The 19,162-nt window shown below is 62.0% G+C and carries 14 protein-coding genes; 2 read left to right on the top strand and 12 right to left on the bottom strand.

Going from position 1 to position 19,162, the window contains the following annotated elements:
• Positions 1-58: 58 nt before the first annotated feature.
• The 7 genes from ahpF to cphA (EKL02_RS01840) all read right to left on the bottom strand — a co-directional run bounded on the left by ahpF (position 59) and on the right by cphA (EKL02_RS01840) (position 12,470).
• On the bottom strand, positions 59-1,633 hold the full coding sequence (ahpF, locus tag EKL02_RS01870; RefSeq protein ID WP_128900447.1) for an alkyl hydroperoxide reductase subunit F: 1,575 nt from the start codon (positions 1,631-1,633) through the stop codon (positions 59-61).
• Between the two features lie 188 nt (positions 1,634-1,821).
• Positions 1,822-2,385: an alkyl hydroperoxide reductase subunit C gene (ahpC, locus tag EKL02_RS01865; RefSeq protein WP_128900446.1), complete on the bottom strand. Its 564-nt coding sequence runs from the start codon at positions 2,383-2,385 to the stop codon at positions 1,822-1,824.
• A gap of 266 nt (positions 2,386-2,651) precedes the next feature.
• Positions 2,652-5,111, bottom strand: a complete 2,460-nt coding sequence (locus EKL02_RS01860) for an EAL domain-containing protein (RefSeq protein ID WP_128900445.1) — start codon at positions 5,109-5,111, stop codon at positions 2,652-2,654.
• Between the two features lie 20 nt (positions 5,112-5,131).
• Positions 5,132-6,151 carry a GGDEF domain-containing protein gene (locus tag EKL02_RS01855; RefSeq protein ID WP_128900444.1) on the bottom strand — a complete coding sequence of 340 codons (1,020 nt, stop codon included), beginning with the start codon at positions 6,149-6,151 and terminating at the stop codon, positions 5,132-5,134.
• Between the two features lie 166 nt (positions 6,152-6,317).
• Entirely contained in the window at positions 6,318-7,496 is a 1,179-nt protein-coding gene (locus EKL02_RS01850; RefSeq protein ID WP_128900443.1) for a hypothetical protein, read from the bottom strand.
• Positions 7,497-7,687: 191 nt separating this feature from the next.
• Positions 7,688-10,261 carry a cyanophycin synthetase gene (cphA, locus tag EKL02_RS01845; protein ID WP_128900442.1) on the bottom strand — a complete coding sequence of 858 codons (2,574 nt, stop codon included), beginning with the start codon at positions 10,259-10,261 and terminating at the stop codon, positions 7,688-7,690.
• A gap of 43 nt (positions 10,262-10,304) precedes the next feature.
• Positions 10,305-12,470 (bottom strand): cyanophycin synthetase, encoded by a 2,166-nt coding sequence (cphA, locus tag EKL02_RS01840; protein WP_128900441.1) that lies wholly within the window; start codon positions 12,468-12,470, stop codon positions 10,305-10,307.
• A 298-nt stretch (positions 12,471-12,768) separates the two neighbouring features.
• Here cphA (EKL02_RS01840) and EKL02_RS01835 point away from each other — a divergent pair, with 298 nt between their 5' ends.
• Entirely contained in the window at positions 12,769-15,033 is a 2,265-nt protein-coding gene (locus tag EKL02_RS01835) for an ABC transporter ATP-binding protein (RefSeq protein WP_128900440.1), read from the top strand.
• Positions 15,034-15,037: 4 nt separating this feature from the next.
• Positions 15,038-15,505 (top strand): DUF1854 domain-containing protein, encoded by a 468-nt coding sequence (locus EKL02_RS01830; RefSeq protein WP_128900439.1) that lies wholly within the window; start codon positions 15,038-15,040, stop codon positions 15,503-15,505.
• Between the two features lie 77 nt (positions 15,506-15,582).
• Here EKL02_RS01830 and EKL02_RS01825 read toward each other — a convergent pair whose 3' ends face one another.
• Genes EKL02_RS01825 through EKL02_RS01805 form a run of 5 tightly spaced genes read right to left on the bottom strand, consistent with a single transcriptional unit; the run spans position 15,583 to position 19,149 of the window.
• Positions 15,583-16,305, bottom strand: coding sequence for an NAD(P)H-dependent oxidoreductase (locus tag EKL02_RS01825; RefSeq protein WP_128900438.1), 723 nt, complete (start codon positions 16,303-16,305; stop codon positions 15,583-15,585).
• Between the two features lie 12 nt (positions 16,306-16,317).
• On the bottom strand, positions 16,318-17,115 hold the full coding sequence (gene dmpH / locus EKL02_RS01820) for a 2-oxo-3-hexenedioate decarboxylase (RefSeq protein ID WP_206732438.1): 798 nt from the start codon (positions 17,113-17,115) through the stop codon (positions 16,318-16,320).
• A complete protein-coding gene (gene dmpE / locus EKL02_RS01815; RefSeq protein WP_128900436.1) occupies positions 17,112-17,909 on the bottom strand; it encodes a 2-oxopent-4-enoate hydratase in 798 nt (265 codons plus the stop codon). Before dmpE ends, dmpH begins: the two co-directional genes overlap by 4 nt.
• A 39-nt stretch (positions 17,910-17,948) precedes the next feature.
• Positions 17,949-18,368 (bottom strand): tautomerase family protein, encoded by a 420-nt coding sequence (locus EKL02_RS01810; RefSeq protein ID WP_128900435.1) that lies wholly within the window; start codon positions 18,366-18,368, stop codon positions 17,949-17,951.
• 25 nt (positions 18,369-18,393) lie between these two features.
• Complete coding sequence (locus tag EKL02_RS01805) at positions 18,394-19,149, bottom strand: SDR family oxidoreductase (protein WP_128900434.1); 756 nt, start codon at positions 19,147-19,149, stop codon at positions 18,394-18,396.
• Positions 19,150-19,162 lie beyond the last annotated feature (13 nt).

Below are 19,162 nucleotides of genomic sequence, written 5' to 3'. Positions count from 1 at the left end.
GCCATAAAAAACGCCGGCTTGTGGCCGGCGCTTTTTATGCAGCATTGCTGCAGGCAGCTTACGCCGCCTTCTTTTCTTCTGCCGGCGCTGACGTGCGGATCAGGTGATCGAAGGCCGACAACGATGCCTTGGCGCCCTCGCCCATGGCGATGATGATCTGCTTGAAAGGCACCGTGGTGGCGTCCCCGGCGGCAAACACCCCCGGCACCGACGTCTGGCCGCGCGCATCGACTTCGATTTCACCGCGGTTCGACAGGGCCACCGTGCCTTTCAACCACTCGGTGTTGGGCAGCAGGCCGATCTGCACGAAGATGCCTTCCAGATCGATGGCGTGCGCGGCGCCGCTCTTGCGGTCGATGTACTTCAGGCCATTGACCTTGTTGCCGTCGCCGGTGACTTCGGTGGTCTGGGCATCGGTGATGACGGTCACGTTCGGCAGGCTATAGAGCTTGCGCTGCAAGACCGCGTCAGCGCGCAATTCGCTGCCGAATTCCAGCAGGGTGACGTGCGCGACGATACCGGCCAGATCGATGGCCGCTTCCACGCCGGAGTTGCCGCCGCCGACCACCGAGACACGCTTGCCCTTGAAGAGCGGACCGTCGCAGTGCGGGCAATAGGCCACGCCCTTGTTGCGGTACTGCTCTTCGCCGGGCACGTTCATCTGCCGCCAGCGCGCGCCGGTGGCCAGGATGACGGACCTGGCCTTGAGGGTGGCGCCGCTGGCCAGCTGTACTTCGATGATGTCGCCGGCGACGAGCTTTTCGGCGCGCTGCACGTTCATGATGTCGACGGCGTATTCCTTGACGTGCTGCTCGAGCGCCACGGCCAGCTTGGGTCCTTCGGTTTCCTTCACCGAGATGAAGTTTTCGATGGCCATGGTGTCGAGCACCTGGCCGCCAAAGCGCTCGGCAACAACACCCGTGTTGATGCCCTTGCGCGCTGCATAGATTGCCGCAGCGGCGCCGGCGGGGCCACCGCCCACCACCAGCACGTCGAACACGTCTTTCTGCGCCAGCTTTTCAGCGGCACGCGCAGAGGCGCCGGTATCGATCCTGGCGAGGATTTCCTCGGTGCCCATGCGGCCTTGGCCGAATACCTCGCCATTCAGGACGACGGTCGGCACGGCCATGATCTGGCGCTTCTCGACTTCATCCTGGTACAGCGCGCCATCGACCATGACGTGGCGGATGTTGGGGTTCAGCACAGCCATCAGGTTCAGCGCCTGCACCACATCCGGGCAGTTCTGGCACGACAGCGAGATATAGGTCTCGAAGACGAACTCGCCTTCGAGAGCGCGGATCTGCTCGATGACATCGGCGTCGAGCTTGGGCGGGTGGCCGCCGGCCTGCAGCAGCGCCAGCACCAGCGACGTGAATTCATGGCCCATGGGGATGCCGGCAAAGCGGATGCCCATGTCGCTGCCGGCGCGGTTGATGGCGAAGGATGGCGCGCGCACGGCGGCGTCGCTGGTTTCCTTCAGCGTGATCTTGTCGGAGAGGGTGGCGATATCGGTGAGCAGGCCCTGCATTTCACGCGAGGCCTCGGTGCCGTCGATATTGGCGGTGATCTCGATGGGGAGGGTGACCTTTTCGAGATAGGCTTTCAATTGGGTCTTGAGATTGGTTTCCAACATGATGTCCTCGCTTTCTTTAGTGTGTCGTTGCGTTTTTTTGAGTGTGCAAATCCACCGCCGGATGAGCTTGTGGCTCCCGGTGTTTTCAGGCTGATCGGGGAGTGGACCTGCCGGCCGCAGAAGCGCGACCGGCAAGGGGTGCAAGATCGGCGCGCGCGCAGGGCTTCTGCTGCGCGCCGTTGCCTGTCTTAGATCTTGCCGACCAGGTCCAGCGACGGTGCCAGGGTCTTGTCGCCTTCTTTCCACTTGGCCGGGCAGACTTCACCCGGGTGGGCTGCAACGTACTGGGCTGCCTTGATCTTGCGCAGCAGCTCGGAAGCGTCGCGGCCAATGCCGCCAGCGGTCACTTCGACCAGCTGGATCTTGCCTTCCGGGTCGACCACGAAGGTGCCGCGGTCAGCCAGGCCGTCAGCTTCGATCATGACGTCGAAGTTGCGGCAGATGACGCCGGTCGGGTCGCCGATCATCGGGTACTGGATCTTGCCGATGGTGTCGGAAGTGTCGTGCCATGCCTTGTGGGTGAAGTGGGTGTCGGTCGAGACCGAGTAGATTTCCACGCCCAGCTTCTTGAATTCGGCATAGTTGTCAGCCAGGTCACCCAGTTCGGTCGGGCAGACGAAAGTGAAGTCGGCCGGGTAAAAGAACACCACGGACCACTTGCCTTTCAGGTCGGCATCCGAGACCGGAACGAATTTGCCATTATGGAAAGCGGTGGCGGTAAAGGGTTTGACTTGGGTATTAATCTGGGACATTTATTTACTCCACTGTTGGTTGATCAAAACTGCATGAGACAAATCTTATCGACTATCCCCCGTGCTGTGAAATGAATAATCTGCATGAGTCTGATAGTCTTAGTTAATCGCTTCTTGATTTACTAATAGCTTGGATTTATTGTAACCGATGTGTATGAAGGCTGCATGACATGCCTCGGCTTTCCTGGCGGGTTGCAAGGAAAACAAGAAATGCCGTGACAGCGATACAAAAGAGAAGCGGCCGCCGCAGCGACCGCATTGGGAAGTCAGTGCGCGGCGCTTGCCGTGGCGGGTTCGGTATCGTGCAGGATCAGCCGGCGCTTTTCGCTCAGGAAGCGGGTGCATTCTTCCGCCGGAAGCGGCCGGCTGAAGTAATAGCCTTGCATCTCTTCGCAATTGCTTTTTGCGAGTATTTGCAATTGTTCCTGGGTTTCCACGCCTTCGGCGACGACCTTCAGACGCAGGCTGTGCGCCACCGCCAGCACCGCCTGGGAAATCGCCAGCGCCTCCGGGCTGAACGCCATGTCGCGCACGAAGGATTGGTCGAGCTTGAGCTTGTCCAGCGGGAAGCGCTGCAGGTAGCTTAAGTTGGAATAACCGGTGCCGAAATCGTCGATGGTCAGGGTAATGCCGAGCGCCTTGAAGCTCTGCATGATTTCAATGCTCTTTTCCGGATTCCCCATCGACATGCTCTCGGTCAGCTCCAGCTCCAGGTAGTGCGGATCGAGGCCCGTGGCTTCGAGCGTATCGCGCACGCGTGCGGCGATGCCCGGCGCCTGGAACTGCTTGGCGGAGAGGTTGACGGCCACGGGAATATTCAGGCCCGCGCGTTGCCAGGCCAGCGCCTGGTTGCAGGCGGTGCGCAGGATCCAGTCGCCGATCGGCACGATCAGGCCGGATTCCTCGGCGATCGGGATGAAGACGCCGGGCGAAACCAGGCCCAGCTCCGGGCTTTGCCAGCGCACCAGGGCTTCGACACCAACGATGCGGCCGGTTTTCAGGTCGGCCTTGGGCTGGTAATGCAGGAGCAGTTCATTGTTTTCGGCGGCGTGGCGCAGCTTGCCTTCCAGGGTCAGGCGCTTGCCTGCTGCCACCCGCATGTCGGGGCTGTAGTACTGGATGTTGGAGCGGCCCAGTTGCTTGGCCTGGTACATGGCGACATCGGCCGCATTCAGCAGCGTATCCACATCCTCGCCATCGTCCGGATAGCAGGAATAACCGATGCTGCAGGAAAGGGTGATGTCCTGCACCATGTCGCGGATCGGCTCGCACAGCGCCGCCAAGACGCGCTGCAGCACCATCTCGTGGCCGCCATTGTTGTCCGGGTCTTCCAGGATCAGGACGAATTCGTCGCCGCCGAAGCGCGCCACCGTATCGCTCTGGCGCAAACAGTCGCGCAGGCGGTTGGTGATGGAGACCAGGGCGCGGTCACCGGCGCTGTGGCCGAGGGTGTCGTTGATATCCTTGAAATGGTCGAGGTCGACGAAGGCGACGGTGGCTTTCTGGCCTTGCCGGGTCCAGCGCGCGATACCTTGCTGCAAGCGGTCGCGCAGCAGGGCGCGGTTGGGCAAGCCGGTCAGCACGTCGTGCGTGGCCAGGCGTTCGAGTTCGGCGTTCTGCGCCTGGTTGAGGGCGAAATTCTTGCAGTTGATGATGGCCGTGCCGAGGAAGGCAGAAAGCTTTTCCAGCAATTGCAGGTCCGATTCGCCCACCACAATCGGCTCGGTCACGCTGAAGAAAGCCAGGCTGCCGATCGGCTTGCCCTGGTAGCGGATCGGCAGCACCAGCAGGGTGCGCGGGGTTTCCATGATCTTCAGGGTCTGCGTATCCGTTTCGGACATGGGAATATGCAGCAGCTCCTGGACATCGTGGAACATCAGCGGTGCATTTTTCAGGAACGCGTGCGGCACGCCGCCGGCAAGGCTGTGCAAGACATAGTCGCGGTCGCGCACCCAAGCTGCCCAGGCGTCGCCGACGGGCTTGAAGCGCTCGCTGACGGAAGCCACCATCTTGTTTTTGAGGACATTGTCTTCCAGCAGGAAGAAGCCGATGTACTCGAAGGGCACCTGGCGGAAGACGTCGCCGGCAAACTTGTCGAAGACGCTTTCGAGCGCGGTCAGGTTGTTAATTTCGATGACGAAATCCAGGGCGCGCGCATGTTCGCCGGCGGCACGCTGGAAACGCTCGTGAAAATCCTGCAGGAAGGCGGCGCCCAGTGCCGAACGGATCGGCGCCAGGAACAGGCCGGCGAGCTCGCCCAGGATCTCGAAGACGCGATCTTCCATCCTCGGACCCTGCTTCATGAGCAGCAAGGTGCCAACCGGCACTGCGTCCGGATCATTGTCCGGCAGCAGCGGCAGCGCCGCGACCTCGTCCACCTTCCAGCGCGCCAGCATTTGCCGTTCATTGTCCGGCCCCTCGCCGGCATTCAGGCGGGCGACGCAGCGGCCATGGAATGCCCTGACGTTGGTATTGCGGACGTCGCCCTTGAGCGACGTCTTGTAGCCGTAATAGGTCTTGTCGAGATAACGGAATTCGAACGGCAGGCGAATCTTGCGGCTATGGAGATTCTCGCCGGCAGGTTCGCACAGGTTGACGATATAACCATCGACCAGGCCCAGTTTATCGATCTCGTCGCCCAGCAGATCCAGCAAGCTTGGCAAACTGCCGGCGCGGGTGATGCGTTCAAGCAGCGCACATTTTTGTTCGGTGGAGAAAAAAGCCATGGTTATCTATTTATTCTTCGTCAAAACAGTTCGACGTCACTCTCGACCTGTTTTTGCAGCAGCTTGCCTTGCTCGACCAGGTGCTCGTAAAAAGCGACCTGGTTACGGCCATGCTCCTTGACGTAATACAGGGCCTGGTCGGCTCGGTCCATGACCATGCCGGGCAAATCATGCGCGCCGATGAAGGTCACGCCAATGCTGGCCGTGATTTGCCCGACCTGGGGGAAGTAGTGGGTTTCCACCACTTTACGGAAACGCTCCATCACTGCCTGCGCGCGCGCCGCATCAACGTTGCGCAAGACAACCACGAATTCCTCGCCGCCGACTCGGAACAGCAAGTCGTAGTCGCGGAACGTCTCGTTCATGCACTGGGAAAAATGCAGCAGCACTTCGTCGCCCATCAAGTGGCCGTAAGTGTCGTTGACCCGCTTGAAATGGTCAATGTCCAGCACGGCGAGGCAGTAGCACACCTTGTCGGCATGGCGCTTGTTGATGCTGCCCAGCGACAGGATCATTTTCATGACCTTGTCGTCGAAGGACTTGCGGTTCAGGAGTCCGGTCAGATGGTCGCGCTGGTTATCGTTGAGCAGCAGGATGTAGTTGCGGATGAAGCCGAGGAAGATCGCCGCCATCTCCTGGTCGCGCTCGACGTGCTCGGCGGCCTCGATCACCAGAAAGCCTGAAACGCCTTTCATGCCGAGGATCGGATGGATGAAGCGCAGCGAACCGCCGGCGCTGCCAGGCGCGACCACCACTTCCTGGGTGCGGTAGCATTCCATGAACTGCGCTTCTTCGCGCAACAGGATCAGCGGGGCGTCATCGTCATCGAACGCGTCGTCGATACCGACCGGAATCAGGAAATCATCCGCCCGGTCGGTATCCACCTGTTTCAAGGTGCGGATATCGAACAGAGAGATGGATTGCGCGTCCACCAGCTGTTGCAGGGTTTGCACCAGGGAGACTTGCATCGCCTTGATTTCCGGCTTTTCGATCAGCTTGGCAAGGGAACGCAGCAGTTTGCGGGTATCGACATTCACCATGGGTTCTCGGTGTGGTAGGCAGGCAAACTGCGCCTGGTGTCTCGTTCATTATTTTTTTATCAAACCTCTTCAATTCATCTTATCAGCATCGTTTTGCCTGCGGGGCAGGCGTGTCGCAGAATTTAACATTTTTAACATTTCTGTGGCGCGCCTGCATCTATGCCTGTCACCTGGAGAAGATTCCCTTTAATAGCTTGAACGGATTTGGCGTCTCGGCGGCATTGTCTTGCTCGCCACCGGATTCTGCCGCGCCGGCGCCCTCCATACCCAGCATGGTCATGCCGGTGGACTTGATGCGCACGCGCGCAGTCCACTCAGGCTGCCAGCCGGCGGGCGCCTTGGTGGGGCGCGGCGGATAGGCCAGATTCAGTTCCGGGCCGTAGGCGATCATGTTGAGCATGGCGCCCTCGGCCTTGTCGAAGATCCCCTTGGGCACGGTGCAATTGACCGTGGCGGGCGACAGCACCACTTTTTGCTGCAAGAGCTTGGCGATTTGCGCCGGCGACTGGTAGCTCATCAGCGACCAGCCATTGTCGGCTTTTTCACTGGAACTCCAGAAAATCATGTCGTCGGCGCCATTCGTACCCTTGACCGCGCCCTGGGCGTGCAGGAAGTAAGCCTGGGCATGCTGCAGCGACTGCCATTCGAGCCGCACGCCATCCCTGGGCTGGCCCTTGCTGGACAGGCGCACCGGCGGCAGGAAATCATGCGCGGCGCCGACCTGGAATTTCAGGCTGGCCGGCACGCCGTCGCCGCTGACGGCATGGTCGCCCAGCAGCGAGGCATTGTCGGGCACGCGCTTGCTGTCGCGCTCGTTGGGCCAGACCGAATTGCCCGGCTTGTGCTGCACGCCCTTGCTATAGCCGCCGCGGCTGGAAAAGAACTGGGCAAACTCGCCATAGTTCTGCTTTGCCAGGTCCAGCACCTTGGGCTGGCCGGCGCCGATCGTGTCGCCGCACCCCCAGTACAACAGGATGCGTCCCTTGGGCTTATCCTGTTCACCGGCCTCGTGCCGATCCGATCCGCGGCCTGCTTCGGCCGCACGCACCGGCAACAGCGGCAGCGCAGCGCCCATGTCCATCGCCGCAGGAATGGCATGGTTCGCTTCCACGCCGGCCGGATGGGCACGCACCTGCAGTTCGGCATCCAGCGTCTTGCCGCTGCCGCCCATGGAGGCGCCCATGATGCTGCCGAGCAGGCCGCCGCCGGACATGCCGGGCAGCGCGCTGCTGGTAGTCGACAGGTCGATCCAGTATTGCGCAGCAGGCCCGCGCGACTGCGCATGCGCGCCGACGGCGCAGGCGGACATCAATAGGGTCAGGGTGAGACGCGGGGTGATAGGCATTTGATTCCCTTTTTGCGTAAATGATTGTTGTACGATTTCTGTAACTTGCAGGCGCAAGTATGCCGAAATCTTTACAAAAAACCACGTAAATATTCACACAAGCAGGGAGTGGCGCAGCGCCGGGAGACGGCGTGCACCGGACCACATGGCCCGGCGCACCCGAAGGGTGAGTGCTTACTGCAGGCGGTGACTTATGACGCCTCGGCGACCCGTTTGGCAATGTGCGCCAGCGCTTCCTCGACCTGGTCCACCAGGATCAGGCACAGGTCGCCAGGCTGCAGGCGCGCCAGTGCGCGGTCGATGGCGATGAATTCGCCGTTGATTTCCTCGACGTGGCTGGTGCGCGTGGCGCCTTGCAGGCCCTGGCGCAGCAGCGCAATCACTTCGCCGTCGGCGCGGCCGCGCTGGCACTGGTCCTGGTACAGCAGGACGTCGTCGAAAGCCTTGCCCAGGATGCGGGTCTGGTCGCTGATATCCTCGTCGCGGCGGTCGCCGGCGCCGCTGATGACCACCGAACGGCGCTTGGCCGGCATCGACTCGACCGCCTGCACCAGCGCCGTGATGGCGTCCGGATTGTGGCCGTAGTCGGCGATCACGGAGGCGCCGCGGTAATCGAACATGTTGAAGCGTCCCGGCGCGTTGTCGCTGTCATTGGCGAACGTGGCGAGACCCTTGCGGATCGCTTCCCAGCTGACGCCGGCGCCCCAGGCGCCTGCCAGCGCCGCCATGACGTTCTCGACCTGGAAGCCGATTGCGCCATTGGCCGTGATCGGTACTTCGGCCAGTGCAATGCGCTGCTCGGATGCGCCTTCGACCGCGACCAGCGCGCCATTGTCGACATAGACGACGCGGCTGCCGTGGGCGCGATGCCGTGCCAGCAGCGGGTGGTGGGGATCGGCGGCGAAGAAGGTGACTGCGCTGCGGCACTTGCCTGCCATGGCGGCCACGATCGGGTCGGCGGCGTTCAATACTGCCATGCCGTCATCGGCGACATTTTGCACGATTACACGCTTCAACACCGCCAGGTCCTCGACGGTCGTGATGTAGTTCAGGCCCAGGTGGTCGCCGCTGCCGATATTGGTCACCACCGCCACCTGGCAGCGGTCGAAGGCCAGGCCTTCGCGCAGCACGCCGCCGCGCGCGGTCTCGAACACCGCGGCATCGACATCCGGATGCAGCAACACGTTGCGCGCGCTTCTGGGCCCGCTGCAATCGCCGCTGTCGATCTGGCGCCCTTCGATATAGACGCCATCGGTATTGGTCATGCCCGTGCGCAGGCCGGCCTGGGTAAAGATGTGGGCGATCAGGCGCACGGTGGTGGTCTTGCCGTTGGTGCCGGTCACGGCCACCACGGGAATGCGGCCGTTGTCGCCTTCGGCGAACATTTCATTGACGATTGCCTCGCCCACCGCACGGCCCTTGCCATAGGATGGCGACAGGTGCATGCGCAGGCCCGGCGCGGCATTGACTTCGACGATGCCGCCGCGCTGTTCCTCGACGGGCTTCAAGACGCTGTCGCACACCAGGTCGACGCCGCAGATATCGAGCCCGACCATCTGTGCCGCTGCAACCGCGCAAGCGGCCACGTCGGGATGGACATCGTCGGTGACATCGGTAGCGGTGCCGCCGGTAGAAAGGTTGGCGTTATTGCGCAACAGCACGCGCTGGCCGCGCGCCGGCACGCTGTTGGCATCCATGCCCTCCAGCGCCAGGCGCGCCAGCGCGATGTCGTCGAAACGGATCTTGGTCAGCGAGGTGGCATGGCCGCTGCCGCGCTTGGGGTCGCTGTTGACGATATCGACCAGTTCGCGCACGGTATGGGTGCCGTCGCCGATGACCAGCGGCGGGTCGCGCCGCGCTGCGGCGATCAGCTTGTCGCCAACCACCAGCAGGCGGAAATCGTTGCCCGGCAGGTAGCGCTCGACGATGATGTCGTCGCGGAATGCTTCCGCAGCCGCGTAGGCTGCTTCGGTCTCTTCGCGGCTGTTGATGTTGACGGTGACGCCCTTGCCCTGGTTGCCGTCGCGCGGCTTGATCACGACCGGCAGGCCGATCTCGCAGGCGGCGGCCCAGGCGTCGTCGGCGCTGGTGACGATGCGGCCGTGCGGCACCGGCACGCCGGCGGCGGCCAGAAGCGTCTTGGTCAGTTCCTTGTCCTGCGCGATGGATTCCGCAATCGCGCTGGTGGCATCGGTTTCGGCCGCCTGGATGCGGCGCTGACGGCTGCCCCAGCCGAACATCACCATGCTGCCCTCGGTCATGCGGCGGTACGGAATATTGCGTGCGATGGCCGCGTCGACAATGGAGCCGGTGCTCGGCCCCAGGCGCACATCTTCGTCCAGCTCACGTAGTTGCGCCAATGCAGCTTCGAGGTCGAACGGGCGATCCTCGTCAGCGGCGCGGCACAATTCCTGGGCCAGCTCCATCGCCAGGCGGCCCACTGCTTCCTCGCTGTACTCCACCACCACCTGGAAGACGCCCGCTTCGAGCGTCGGCGTGGTGCGGCTGAATGTCACGGGGCAGCCAGCCTGGGCCTGCAGGCCCAAGGTGGCCAGCTCCAGCACCTGGGCAATGGAGACGATGCCGTTATGGCCGTTCGGCTGCAGCGGCGGCAATTGCGGGAAACGGGCCCGCAGCCTTTCCTCGAAACCGGGGATGCTGCCGATGGCGATCTTGCTCTCGCTGCAGGCAACGACCGCCTCGATGGCGGTATGGTGGGTCCAGAGATTGGGGCCGCGCAGCGCGCGGATGCGTGAAACTTGCATGTTGAGCCAGGTCCTGTTGGTGTCTCGATGTGCGGCAAATGCCTCAATAAGCGGCTTTGCCTGACTGGGTAGCAAAAGTGCGCAGGCCGGCACTGAGCAGCTGCGGCTCCACGCCCGCGGCCCAGGCTGCGGTGACTGCAGCAACCACCGCAGCCGGTGCGACGCCGGCCGCAAACGGCGGCAGCGGCAATTGCGCCAGTTCGCCTTGCCCTTCGGCCAGCACCACGGCGTCGTGACGCAGGAATGCGGCGCGGCCGCCCTCGGCGCGATGCGCGGCCAGCGCCGCAGTATCTTCGTCGAGCGCATAGAACAGGACGCTGCCATCGCAAAGGCCCGCCATCCCGGCAACCAGCGGATCGGCGGCATTGAGCACGGCGGCGCCCTGCGGCAGTACCACGTCGACCTGCGTGCGCATGACCGTATAGGCCTGCTGCGGCTCGGCGATATAGAATTCGGCCAGATCGGGCGTGACGGTTACATCGGTCACTACGCCAACGGTGCACTTGTCATAAGGCAGGCCTTCGGCCAGGATCATGCGGGCGCTGTTTTCAAATACGGCGGCTTCCATGGCGCGATTGATCAGCAGGCGCTGGGCAGCGTCAAAGGCGGTGCCGACGCCCTTGGGCATCTTGCGGCCATTGACATGCACCTCTTGTCCGCAGGCGAGACCGACATGGCGGCCGCCGACATACAGCAGCCACGCTGTCAGGCGCGCGATCAGCGTCGTATCCTGGCTGCCGGCAATGCCGACGATGGGCATGCGGCCATTGCTGCCGGCGCCAAACAGGTGCTCGACGATGGCAGCACCCACTTCGCGCGGCTTGCCGCTGGCCGGCTTGATATGGGCCAGGAGTCCCGGGCTGGCGTTAACTTCAATGATGGCGCCGCGCTGGGCTTCCAGCGGGCGGCCGATGTCTTCGGCAACCAGGTCGATGCCGGCAATGTCCAGCCCCACGACGCGCGCTGCCAGCGTGGCACGGGCGGCGACTTCCGGGTGGACATCGTCGGTGACGTCAAAGGCAACGTTGCCGTTACGCTGGATCAGCACCTTTTGCCCGGCAGCCGGCACCGAGTCCGGCGTCAAGCGCTGGCGCTGCAGTTCCAGCAGGATTTCGCCCCACTCGGCCGGCTTTATCAGGCTTAAGGGGAATTCCTCGCTGTCGCCGCGGCGCGGGTCGGAGTTCAACTGGCTATCCACCAGTTGCGTGACGGTGGCGGCGCCGTCGCCGGTCACCCAGGCGGTCTCGCCGCGGGCGACCGCCACCAGGCGGTTGCCGACCACCAGCAGGCGGTGCTCGTTACCGGCGATGAATTGTTCGACGATCACGTTGCCGTCGCCTTCCTTCGCAGCCAGCTCGAACGCGCCCAGCACTTCCTCGCGGGTCTTCAGGTCGAGCGAAACGCCGCGGCCGTGGTTGCCGTCCTGCGGCTTCAACACGACAGGCAAGCCGATATCCTGGGCTTCTTCCCAGGCTGATTCGGCATTGTCGACGATGACGCCCTGCGGTACCGGCACGCCGCAGGATTGCAACAGCGACTTGGTCATGTCCTTGTCGCTGGCGATGCCTTCGGCAATCGCGCTGGTGCGGTCGGTCTCGGCTGTCCAGATGCGGCGCTGGACATCGCCGTAGCCGAGCTGGACCAGGTTGCCGTCGGTCAGGCGAATGAAGGGAATGTTGCGGTCGATGGCGGCATCGACGATGTGGGCGGTAGAAGGGCCCAGGCACAGGTCGTCGACCATGTCGCGCAATGTCGCTATCGTCGCGGCGACGTCGTAGGGCGTATCATTGATCGCGGCCAGCAGCAGTTCGCGCGCGGCGGCGAGCGCGGCGCGGCCGACTTTTTCCTGGCGGGTGCGGAAGACGACCTTGTAGACGCCGCGTACGCCGGTCTCGCGCGCCTTGCCAAAGCCGGTCTTCATGCCGGCCATGGTTTGCAGCTCCAGCGTCACGTGTTCGAGGATGTGGCCGGCCCAGGTGCCGTCGCGCAGCCGCTCCAGGAAACCGCCCCGGGTGCCGACGCCGCAGCGGTGCTCGACCAGGCCGGGCAGCCAGGCAGTCAGGCGCTCGTACAGGCCGGAAATGGTATTGGAAGGAGCGTCTTCAAGCAGGCCGATGTCGACCCAGGCTTCGATGACAGGACGGTAGGTCCAGATGTTCGGGCCACGCAGATGCGTCACGCGCAGGAATTGGATGTCTTTTTTGCTCATGTCTTGGTACTTGTTGGCAGGCAGCGCAGCCTTCGCATTATTAGCCATTTCTTTAAGTTTCGCTTAAGCTACAAGTAAAAAATTTTGCTGATTTGTTGATTGGTAACGAAACCGGGATAAAACCCTGGCACGCATATTGGCAAAAAAACATGCCTGGGTGCCGAGATAAATATTTGCCGTTCGGTTCAACCGGTTCGCGTCTCATCCGTTTATAGTGCTGTCCGGACGTGTGCCGGCCCTTGCCGTTTTTCCATGATCGCCCTGGCCAACGCCGGTAGACACTCAAAGCAATTCCAGAATGACAAGCCCATCTCCCGTATCCGATCTTTCCCGTAACGACCTTCCGCTCGAATGGCGCACCTCGGTAGCAACTCAGCTTGCTCCCGGAGAGAACGTGCTGGCCTGGGTTCAGGTTGACCTCGATCGGCGGCTGCACTTCAAAAAAGGCTTGCTGGCCTTAACCGAGCGCCGCCTCTTGACCCAGGCGCCCGGCGAAACCGGCTGGAGCAGCTGGCCGTTCCAGGCTGGCTTGGCATTGCAGCATCATGACCATGCCGGCGTGGGCCACCTGGAACTGGTCGACGGCGACGGCCTCCTGGCCAGCTGGCGCTTCACGCTCGGGCAAAACCTGCAGGCGATCCGGCTGATCGACCAGTTCGACCTGCTGCAGGCCAGCCACGTCTCCGGTGCGCCGGCAGCCGAACCGGAAGGCGACTTTTGCCCAAGCTGCAAGGCGCCGCTGGAACCGGACCAGGATGTCTGCACGGTCTGCACCCGGGTCATCCACACGCCGCCTTCGACCTGGACGCTGTTGCGCCTGTGGCGCTTCGCCCGTCCCTACAAGGGCCAGCTGCTGGCCGGCTTCATCCTCACGATGCTGGGCACCGCCGCGTCGATGGTGCCGCCCTACCTGACAATTCCGCTGATGGACGACATCCTGATTCCATATCAGAATGGCCAGAAAATCGATCCGTCGCTGGTGGCGCTCTATCTGTCCGGGCTGTTCGGCGCGGCGATCCTGGCCTGGGGCCTGTCCTGGGCCAAGACCTATATCCTGGCGCTGGTGTCCGAGCGCATCGGCGCCGACCTGCGCACTACCACTTATGAACACCTGCTGCGGCTGTCGCTCGAATACTTCGGGGGCAAGCGTACCGGCGACCTGATGTCGCGCATCGGTTCCGAAAGCGACCGTATCTGCGTGTTTCTGTCGCTGCACCTGCTCGACTTTGCGACAGACGTCCTGATGATCGTGATGACGGCGACCATCCTGTTCTCGATCAACCCCTGGCTGGCGCTGGTGACGCTCTTGCCGCTGCCGATCATCGCCTGGATGATCCACGTGGTGCGCGACAAGCTGCGCACCGGCTTCGAGAAAATCGACCGGGTCTGGGGCGAGGTGACCAATGTGCTAGCCGATACCATTCCCGGCATCCGCGTGGTCAAGGCCTTTGCCCAGGAAAAGCGCGAAGCCGACCGCTTCCGCGAAGCCAACAAGCAAAACCTGGCGGTGAATGACCGCCTGAACAAGACCTGGTCGCTGTTTTCACCGACGGTGTCGCTCCTGACCGAACTGGGCTTGCTGGTGGTATGGGGCTTTGGCATCTGGCAGGTGTCGAAGGGCGAAATCACCGTGGGCGTGCTGACGGCCTTCATCGCCTACATCAGCCGCTTTTATGGGCGGCTGGACTCGATGAGCCGGATCGTCTCGGTGACGCAAAAGTCGGCTTCGGCCGCCAAGCGGATCTTCGATATCCTTGACCACGTCTCGAGCGTGCCGGAGCCGGCCAACCCGGTGCCGCTAAAGGAGGTCAAGGGCGGCATCGAGATCGTCGATGTGGGTTTCCGCTATGGCAACCGCGCCGTCAACCGCGGCATCAGCCTAAATATCAAACCGGGCGAAATGGTCGGCCTAGTCGGCCACAGCGGCTCGGGCAAGAGCACCCTGGTCAACCTGATCTGCCGCTTCTACGATGTAGCCGAAGGCGCCATCAAGGTTGACGGCGTCGATATCCGCTCCTACGCGCTGGCCGATTACCGGCGCAACATCGGCCTGGTGCTGCAGGAGCCTTTCCTGTTTTTCGGCACGATTGCGGAGAACATCGCCTATGGCAAGCCTGACGCCACCCGCGCCGAGATCATGGCGGCGGCGCGCGCGGCGCATGCGCACGAATTCATCCTGCGCCTGCCGCAGGGCTACGACTCGATGGTGGGCGAACGCGGCCAGGGCCTGTCCGGCGGCGAGCGCCAGCGCATCTCGATTGCCCGCGCGCTGCTGATCAACCCGCGCATCCTGATCCTGGACGAGGCGACGTCCTCGGTCGATTCCGAAACCGAGAAAGAAATCCAGAAGGCGCTCGACAACCTGGTGCAGGGCCGCACCACGATCGCCATTGCACACCGCCTGTCGACGCTGCAGCGCGCCGACCGCCTGGTGGTGCTGGACCGCGGCCAGGTGGTCGAAGAGGGCGCGCACGATGCATTGATGGCGCAAGAGGGAGCGTATTACCGCCTGTACCAGGCGCAAGCCAGGAATGCCGCCGAGATGGCGCTGCAGGGAGAATGAAGCAATGACCAATACCAGTTTCGAACTCGTCCGCAATCCTTTCGGCCGCCTGGTGCTGACCAGCGGCGGCGTCACCCACGAAGGCGTGACGCCGGTGCGCGCCTTTCCCATCCAGGCGCCGGACAATGGCATCGCCCTGGTCAATGCCGACGGCGCCGAAGTGGCATGGATCGAGCGCCTGGCCGACCTGCCGCAAGCGGCCCGGGCGCTGATCGAGGAAGAACTGGGCGGGCGCGAATTCATGCCCGAGATCGCCCGGATCGAATCCGTCAGCAGTTTTGCCACGCCCTGCACCTGGACCGTGGCCACTGACCGCGGGCCAACCAGCTTCGTGCTGCGCGGCGAAGAAGATATCCGCCGCATCGGCGGCAATGCGCTGCTGATTTCCGACAGCCACGGCATCCACTTCCTGGTGCGCGACTTGCCGGCGCTGGACCGCCACAGCCGCAAGATCCTCGACCGCTTCCTGTAACGAACGATACCGCCACACTGCCCGGTTTCAGGTGGACCGCCGGGCTTTCAACCGTCAAAGGAAACGCAAATTCTGTTTTAACCGGTCGCAGCAGACATCGCCGCCCTGGGATGCAATTTCTCATCGAAGTCATCCATGCTGGGAAACCGCAGCGCCTCAGCTAACGCCAGCGCATCCAAGCGCGCTGTATAGTCATCCAGATATCGGGCGCGCGCCTCAGCCGAAACATACGGTACATGAAACGCCACAAACGGCGGCAGCACAGCCAAACCCGTATAGGCGAGCGTGCCCTGCAAAATGGGCTTCAGCATCAGCTCAAGCTCGCCGTGAATACTGCCCTTTTGGAACATATGTGGCTGCCCGCCCAGGCTGGTCGCCACCAGCGCTTTCTTCCCCGCCAGCCCGCCCCGGTCATAGAACCGCATCCCACCATAGCAGTAGCCGGACACCAGCACGCGATCGACCCAGCCTTTCATGATCGCCGGCATTGAATACCAGTAAATCGGAAAGTTAAAGATGATCAGGTCAGCCCATTTCACCTTTTCCAGTTCAGCCATGATGTCCGGCGCCAGCGTGCCGTTTTTATAGGCGAGGCGCTGTTCCATGGCGTACACCAGGTACTCGGGGTTGGCGCGTTCAAGGAAATCGTCGCCATCCGCGACCGCCTTGAACTTCATCGCATACAAATCGGAGACGATGACTTCATGACCATTGCTGCGCAGGCGCTCCACCGCCAGGTTTTTCATGGCGGTGTTGAAAGACTTTTCTTCGTTATGCGCAAAGACGATCAGGACTTTCATGGATATCCGCCTTTAGACAAAACGCACCGACACACTGCCCAGCTCCTGGAATCGCGCGATGATGCTGTCGCCGGCTTTCACGTGAATCGCTTCGGTAATGCCGCCGCTCATCACAAAACTACCTGCCGGCAGGGTCTCGCCCTGGGTACTGAGGATATTGACAAGGCAAGCGATGGCTTCTGCAGGATGACCGAGCACCGCGGCAGAAGCCCCGAGTGAAACAATCTCGCCGTTCTTTTCCATCACTGCGCCCAGCGTACGCAAATCGACATCCTGGGGATAACGCGCCCGGCCACCGCTGACAACCCGGGCGCTGGAGCCGTTATCGGCAATTACGCTGGGCAGGTCGAACTTGAAGGCCTTGAAGCGCGAGTCGATGACTTCGATCGCCGGCAGCACGAAGTCGGTCGCATCGAGCACCTGTTCTTTAGTGCAGTTCGGACCCTGCAAGTCCTTTTTCGTCACAAATGCAACTTCGCATTCGACGCGCGGATGCACCAGTTTCGAGATGTCGATCGCTGAATTCTCCGGACAGGCCATGTCATTCATCAGAAAGCCGATGCTCGGTTCATGGATGCCCATCTGGACCATCTTGGCTTTGGAAGTCAGGCCGACCTTCCAGCCGATCAGGCGATTTCCACGCGCAATCGAACGCTGACGCAATTCCTTTTGCACCGCATAGCCATCGGCGATGTTCATGCCCGGATATTCCTCGGTCAGCTTGGGAATTTCATAAGCGCGAATTTGCGCGCCTTCAACGCGCTCGGTCAAACGAACAACTTCTTCGCGAGATAATGTAGGGGTACTCATGCTGCGCTCCTTCCTGCAAATTTGACATGGCAGCTGCCGAGGCCGCCGACGGTGCATACGAGTTCGTCGCCGTCGACGACAGGTACCAGCGCAGACTGTGAACCGGAGAGGATCACTTCACCCGCCTTGAATGGAATCCCCAACGCGCCCAGCGTATTGGCCAGCCAGGCAACCGCATTGGCCGGGGAGCCCTGCACGGCAGCACCGACACCGGTGGAAAACAGTTCGCCATTTTTTTCCAGCACCATGCCAGCCATGGTGATATCCAGTACCCGTGGATCACCCCTCGTCTTACCCAGGACGTAGACGCCACAAGACGCATTGTCCGCAACGGTGTCCTGAATCTTGATGTTCCAGTCCTTGATGCGCGAATCGACGATCTCGAAGCAAGGCACCACATAATCGGTCGCGCGGATCACGTCCATCGCGGTGATGCCCGGCCCTTTCAAGTCTTCCTTCAACACGAATGCCAGTTCGGCCTCCGCTTTGGGCTGAATGAGGTTACCAAGATCGATGGTGTCACCTTCCTGATAAATCATGCCCGAGGTGAGCTGACCGAAGTCGGGCTGGAATACACCAAGAAAATCCTGCACCGCTTTGCTGGTGACGCCGATTTTCTTGCCGACGATTTTCTCGCCCGCCGCGACCCGGCGATCCACCATGCGCTTCTGGATTTTGTAAGCATCTTCTATCGTGATATCGGGCTCACGTTCCAGCAGCGGCGGAACTGTCGTCTGGCGCAAGAAGGCCATGTACAGCTCGTCTCCGTACTGTTCTATTTTTTTGGTATCCATGATCTTTAAAATCGTTATTTAGGAAAAGGAAATGCCGGCTCAGGACACGCTCTGGTCGCGAGCACGTATTTCAGTTTTGCGCACCACGCTGGCAGGTGCGCCGCCAATGCACCAGTTTTCCGGATGAATCGGTGTGCAGCCGCCACGCACCAGTTCACGCCTGGCGCCCAGGATATCGACGACCAACTCGGTGAAGCCGGTCAGCAGCCGATGACGTTCTTCAAGCGGACGACCTTCCAGTACGATGAAGCTGAAATAGGGCGCATCGGCCTGGCCGGAGGAAACCATTTTTCCTGCGACGGCGAACAGCGATTTCTTGTGCAGCGTGACGAAAGCACGCACCCGCTCCATCGGCGCATTCAGAACTTCCGCGTAGAGCTTGCTCGACTCCAGCAGCAGGCATTCCAGCTGGCCTTGTGTGTACTTGTCTTCGACAATATGAAAATTAATGACTGGCATGAAATGTCTCCGTTTTTTTCGCGATTCAAGGCAGGCCGCGCCGGCGTCCGGAATCGAGCATGAGGGTGGAACCGGTCATTGAGTCTGCTTCTTCCGCCAGCAGTGTGGCGACTGCCCAGGCGACCTGCTTCGGCGTGGTGAATGCCTTGATGGAGGATTCTGCCTTCATCTCGGTCAATACCTGCTCGACGCTGATGCCACGGCTGGCGGCGCGGTCAGCGGCGACGCGATGCAGGCGTTCGGTATCGGCCGGGCCGGGCGCGATCAGATGGGCCGTCACGCCGCGTTCGCCGTAGGCCAGGCTTAACTGGCGCATCAGGTTGATCAGGGCGGCATTGGCAATGCCAGCCGCCGCCGCATAGGCGGTCGGCTCCAGGCCATAGTGGCCGCCAATGGCGACCAGCCGTGAATGCGGCGCCAGCCGTGCATCCACGGCGCGCGCCAGGCGCAACATGCCGCCTACCTTGATGTTGACCGAATCGACCACCGCCGAGGTCGGTGCCGCCAGGATGCCGCCGGCGACCGCCACGCCGGGGCCATGCACAACCATCCGTACCGGCCGGTCCAGCACGGTACGGATCTTCTCGATCGAACTGTCGTTAGCAATGTCGGCCGCGCACGGAATCAGATCGGGAAAGCGTTCCTGCAACGAGGCCAGCGAAGTTTCTGTCCTCGCCACGGCAACCACGCCAAGTCCTGCGGCAGTCAGCGCGGCGACGATCTCCGTGCCGAACGATCCGGTCGCGCCGACGACGACTGCCAGCTCTTTATAATTTTTCATGGCCATTTCCCAA

Source organism: Janthinobacterium sp. 17J80-10 (assembly GCF_004114795.1).
Lineage (GTDB): Bacteria > Pseudomonadota > Gammaproteobacteria > Burkholderiales > Burkholderiaceae_D > Paucimonas.
Note: the sequence above shows the minus strand (reverse complement) of the source record. Positions and strands in the feature narration are given on the sequence as shown.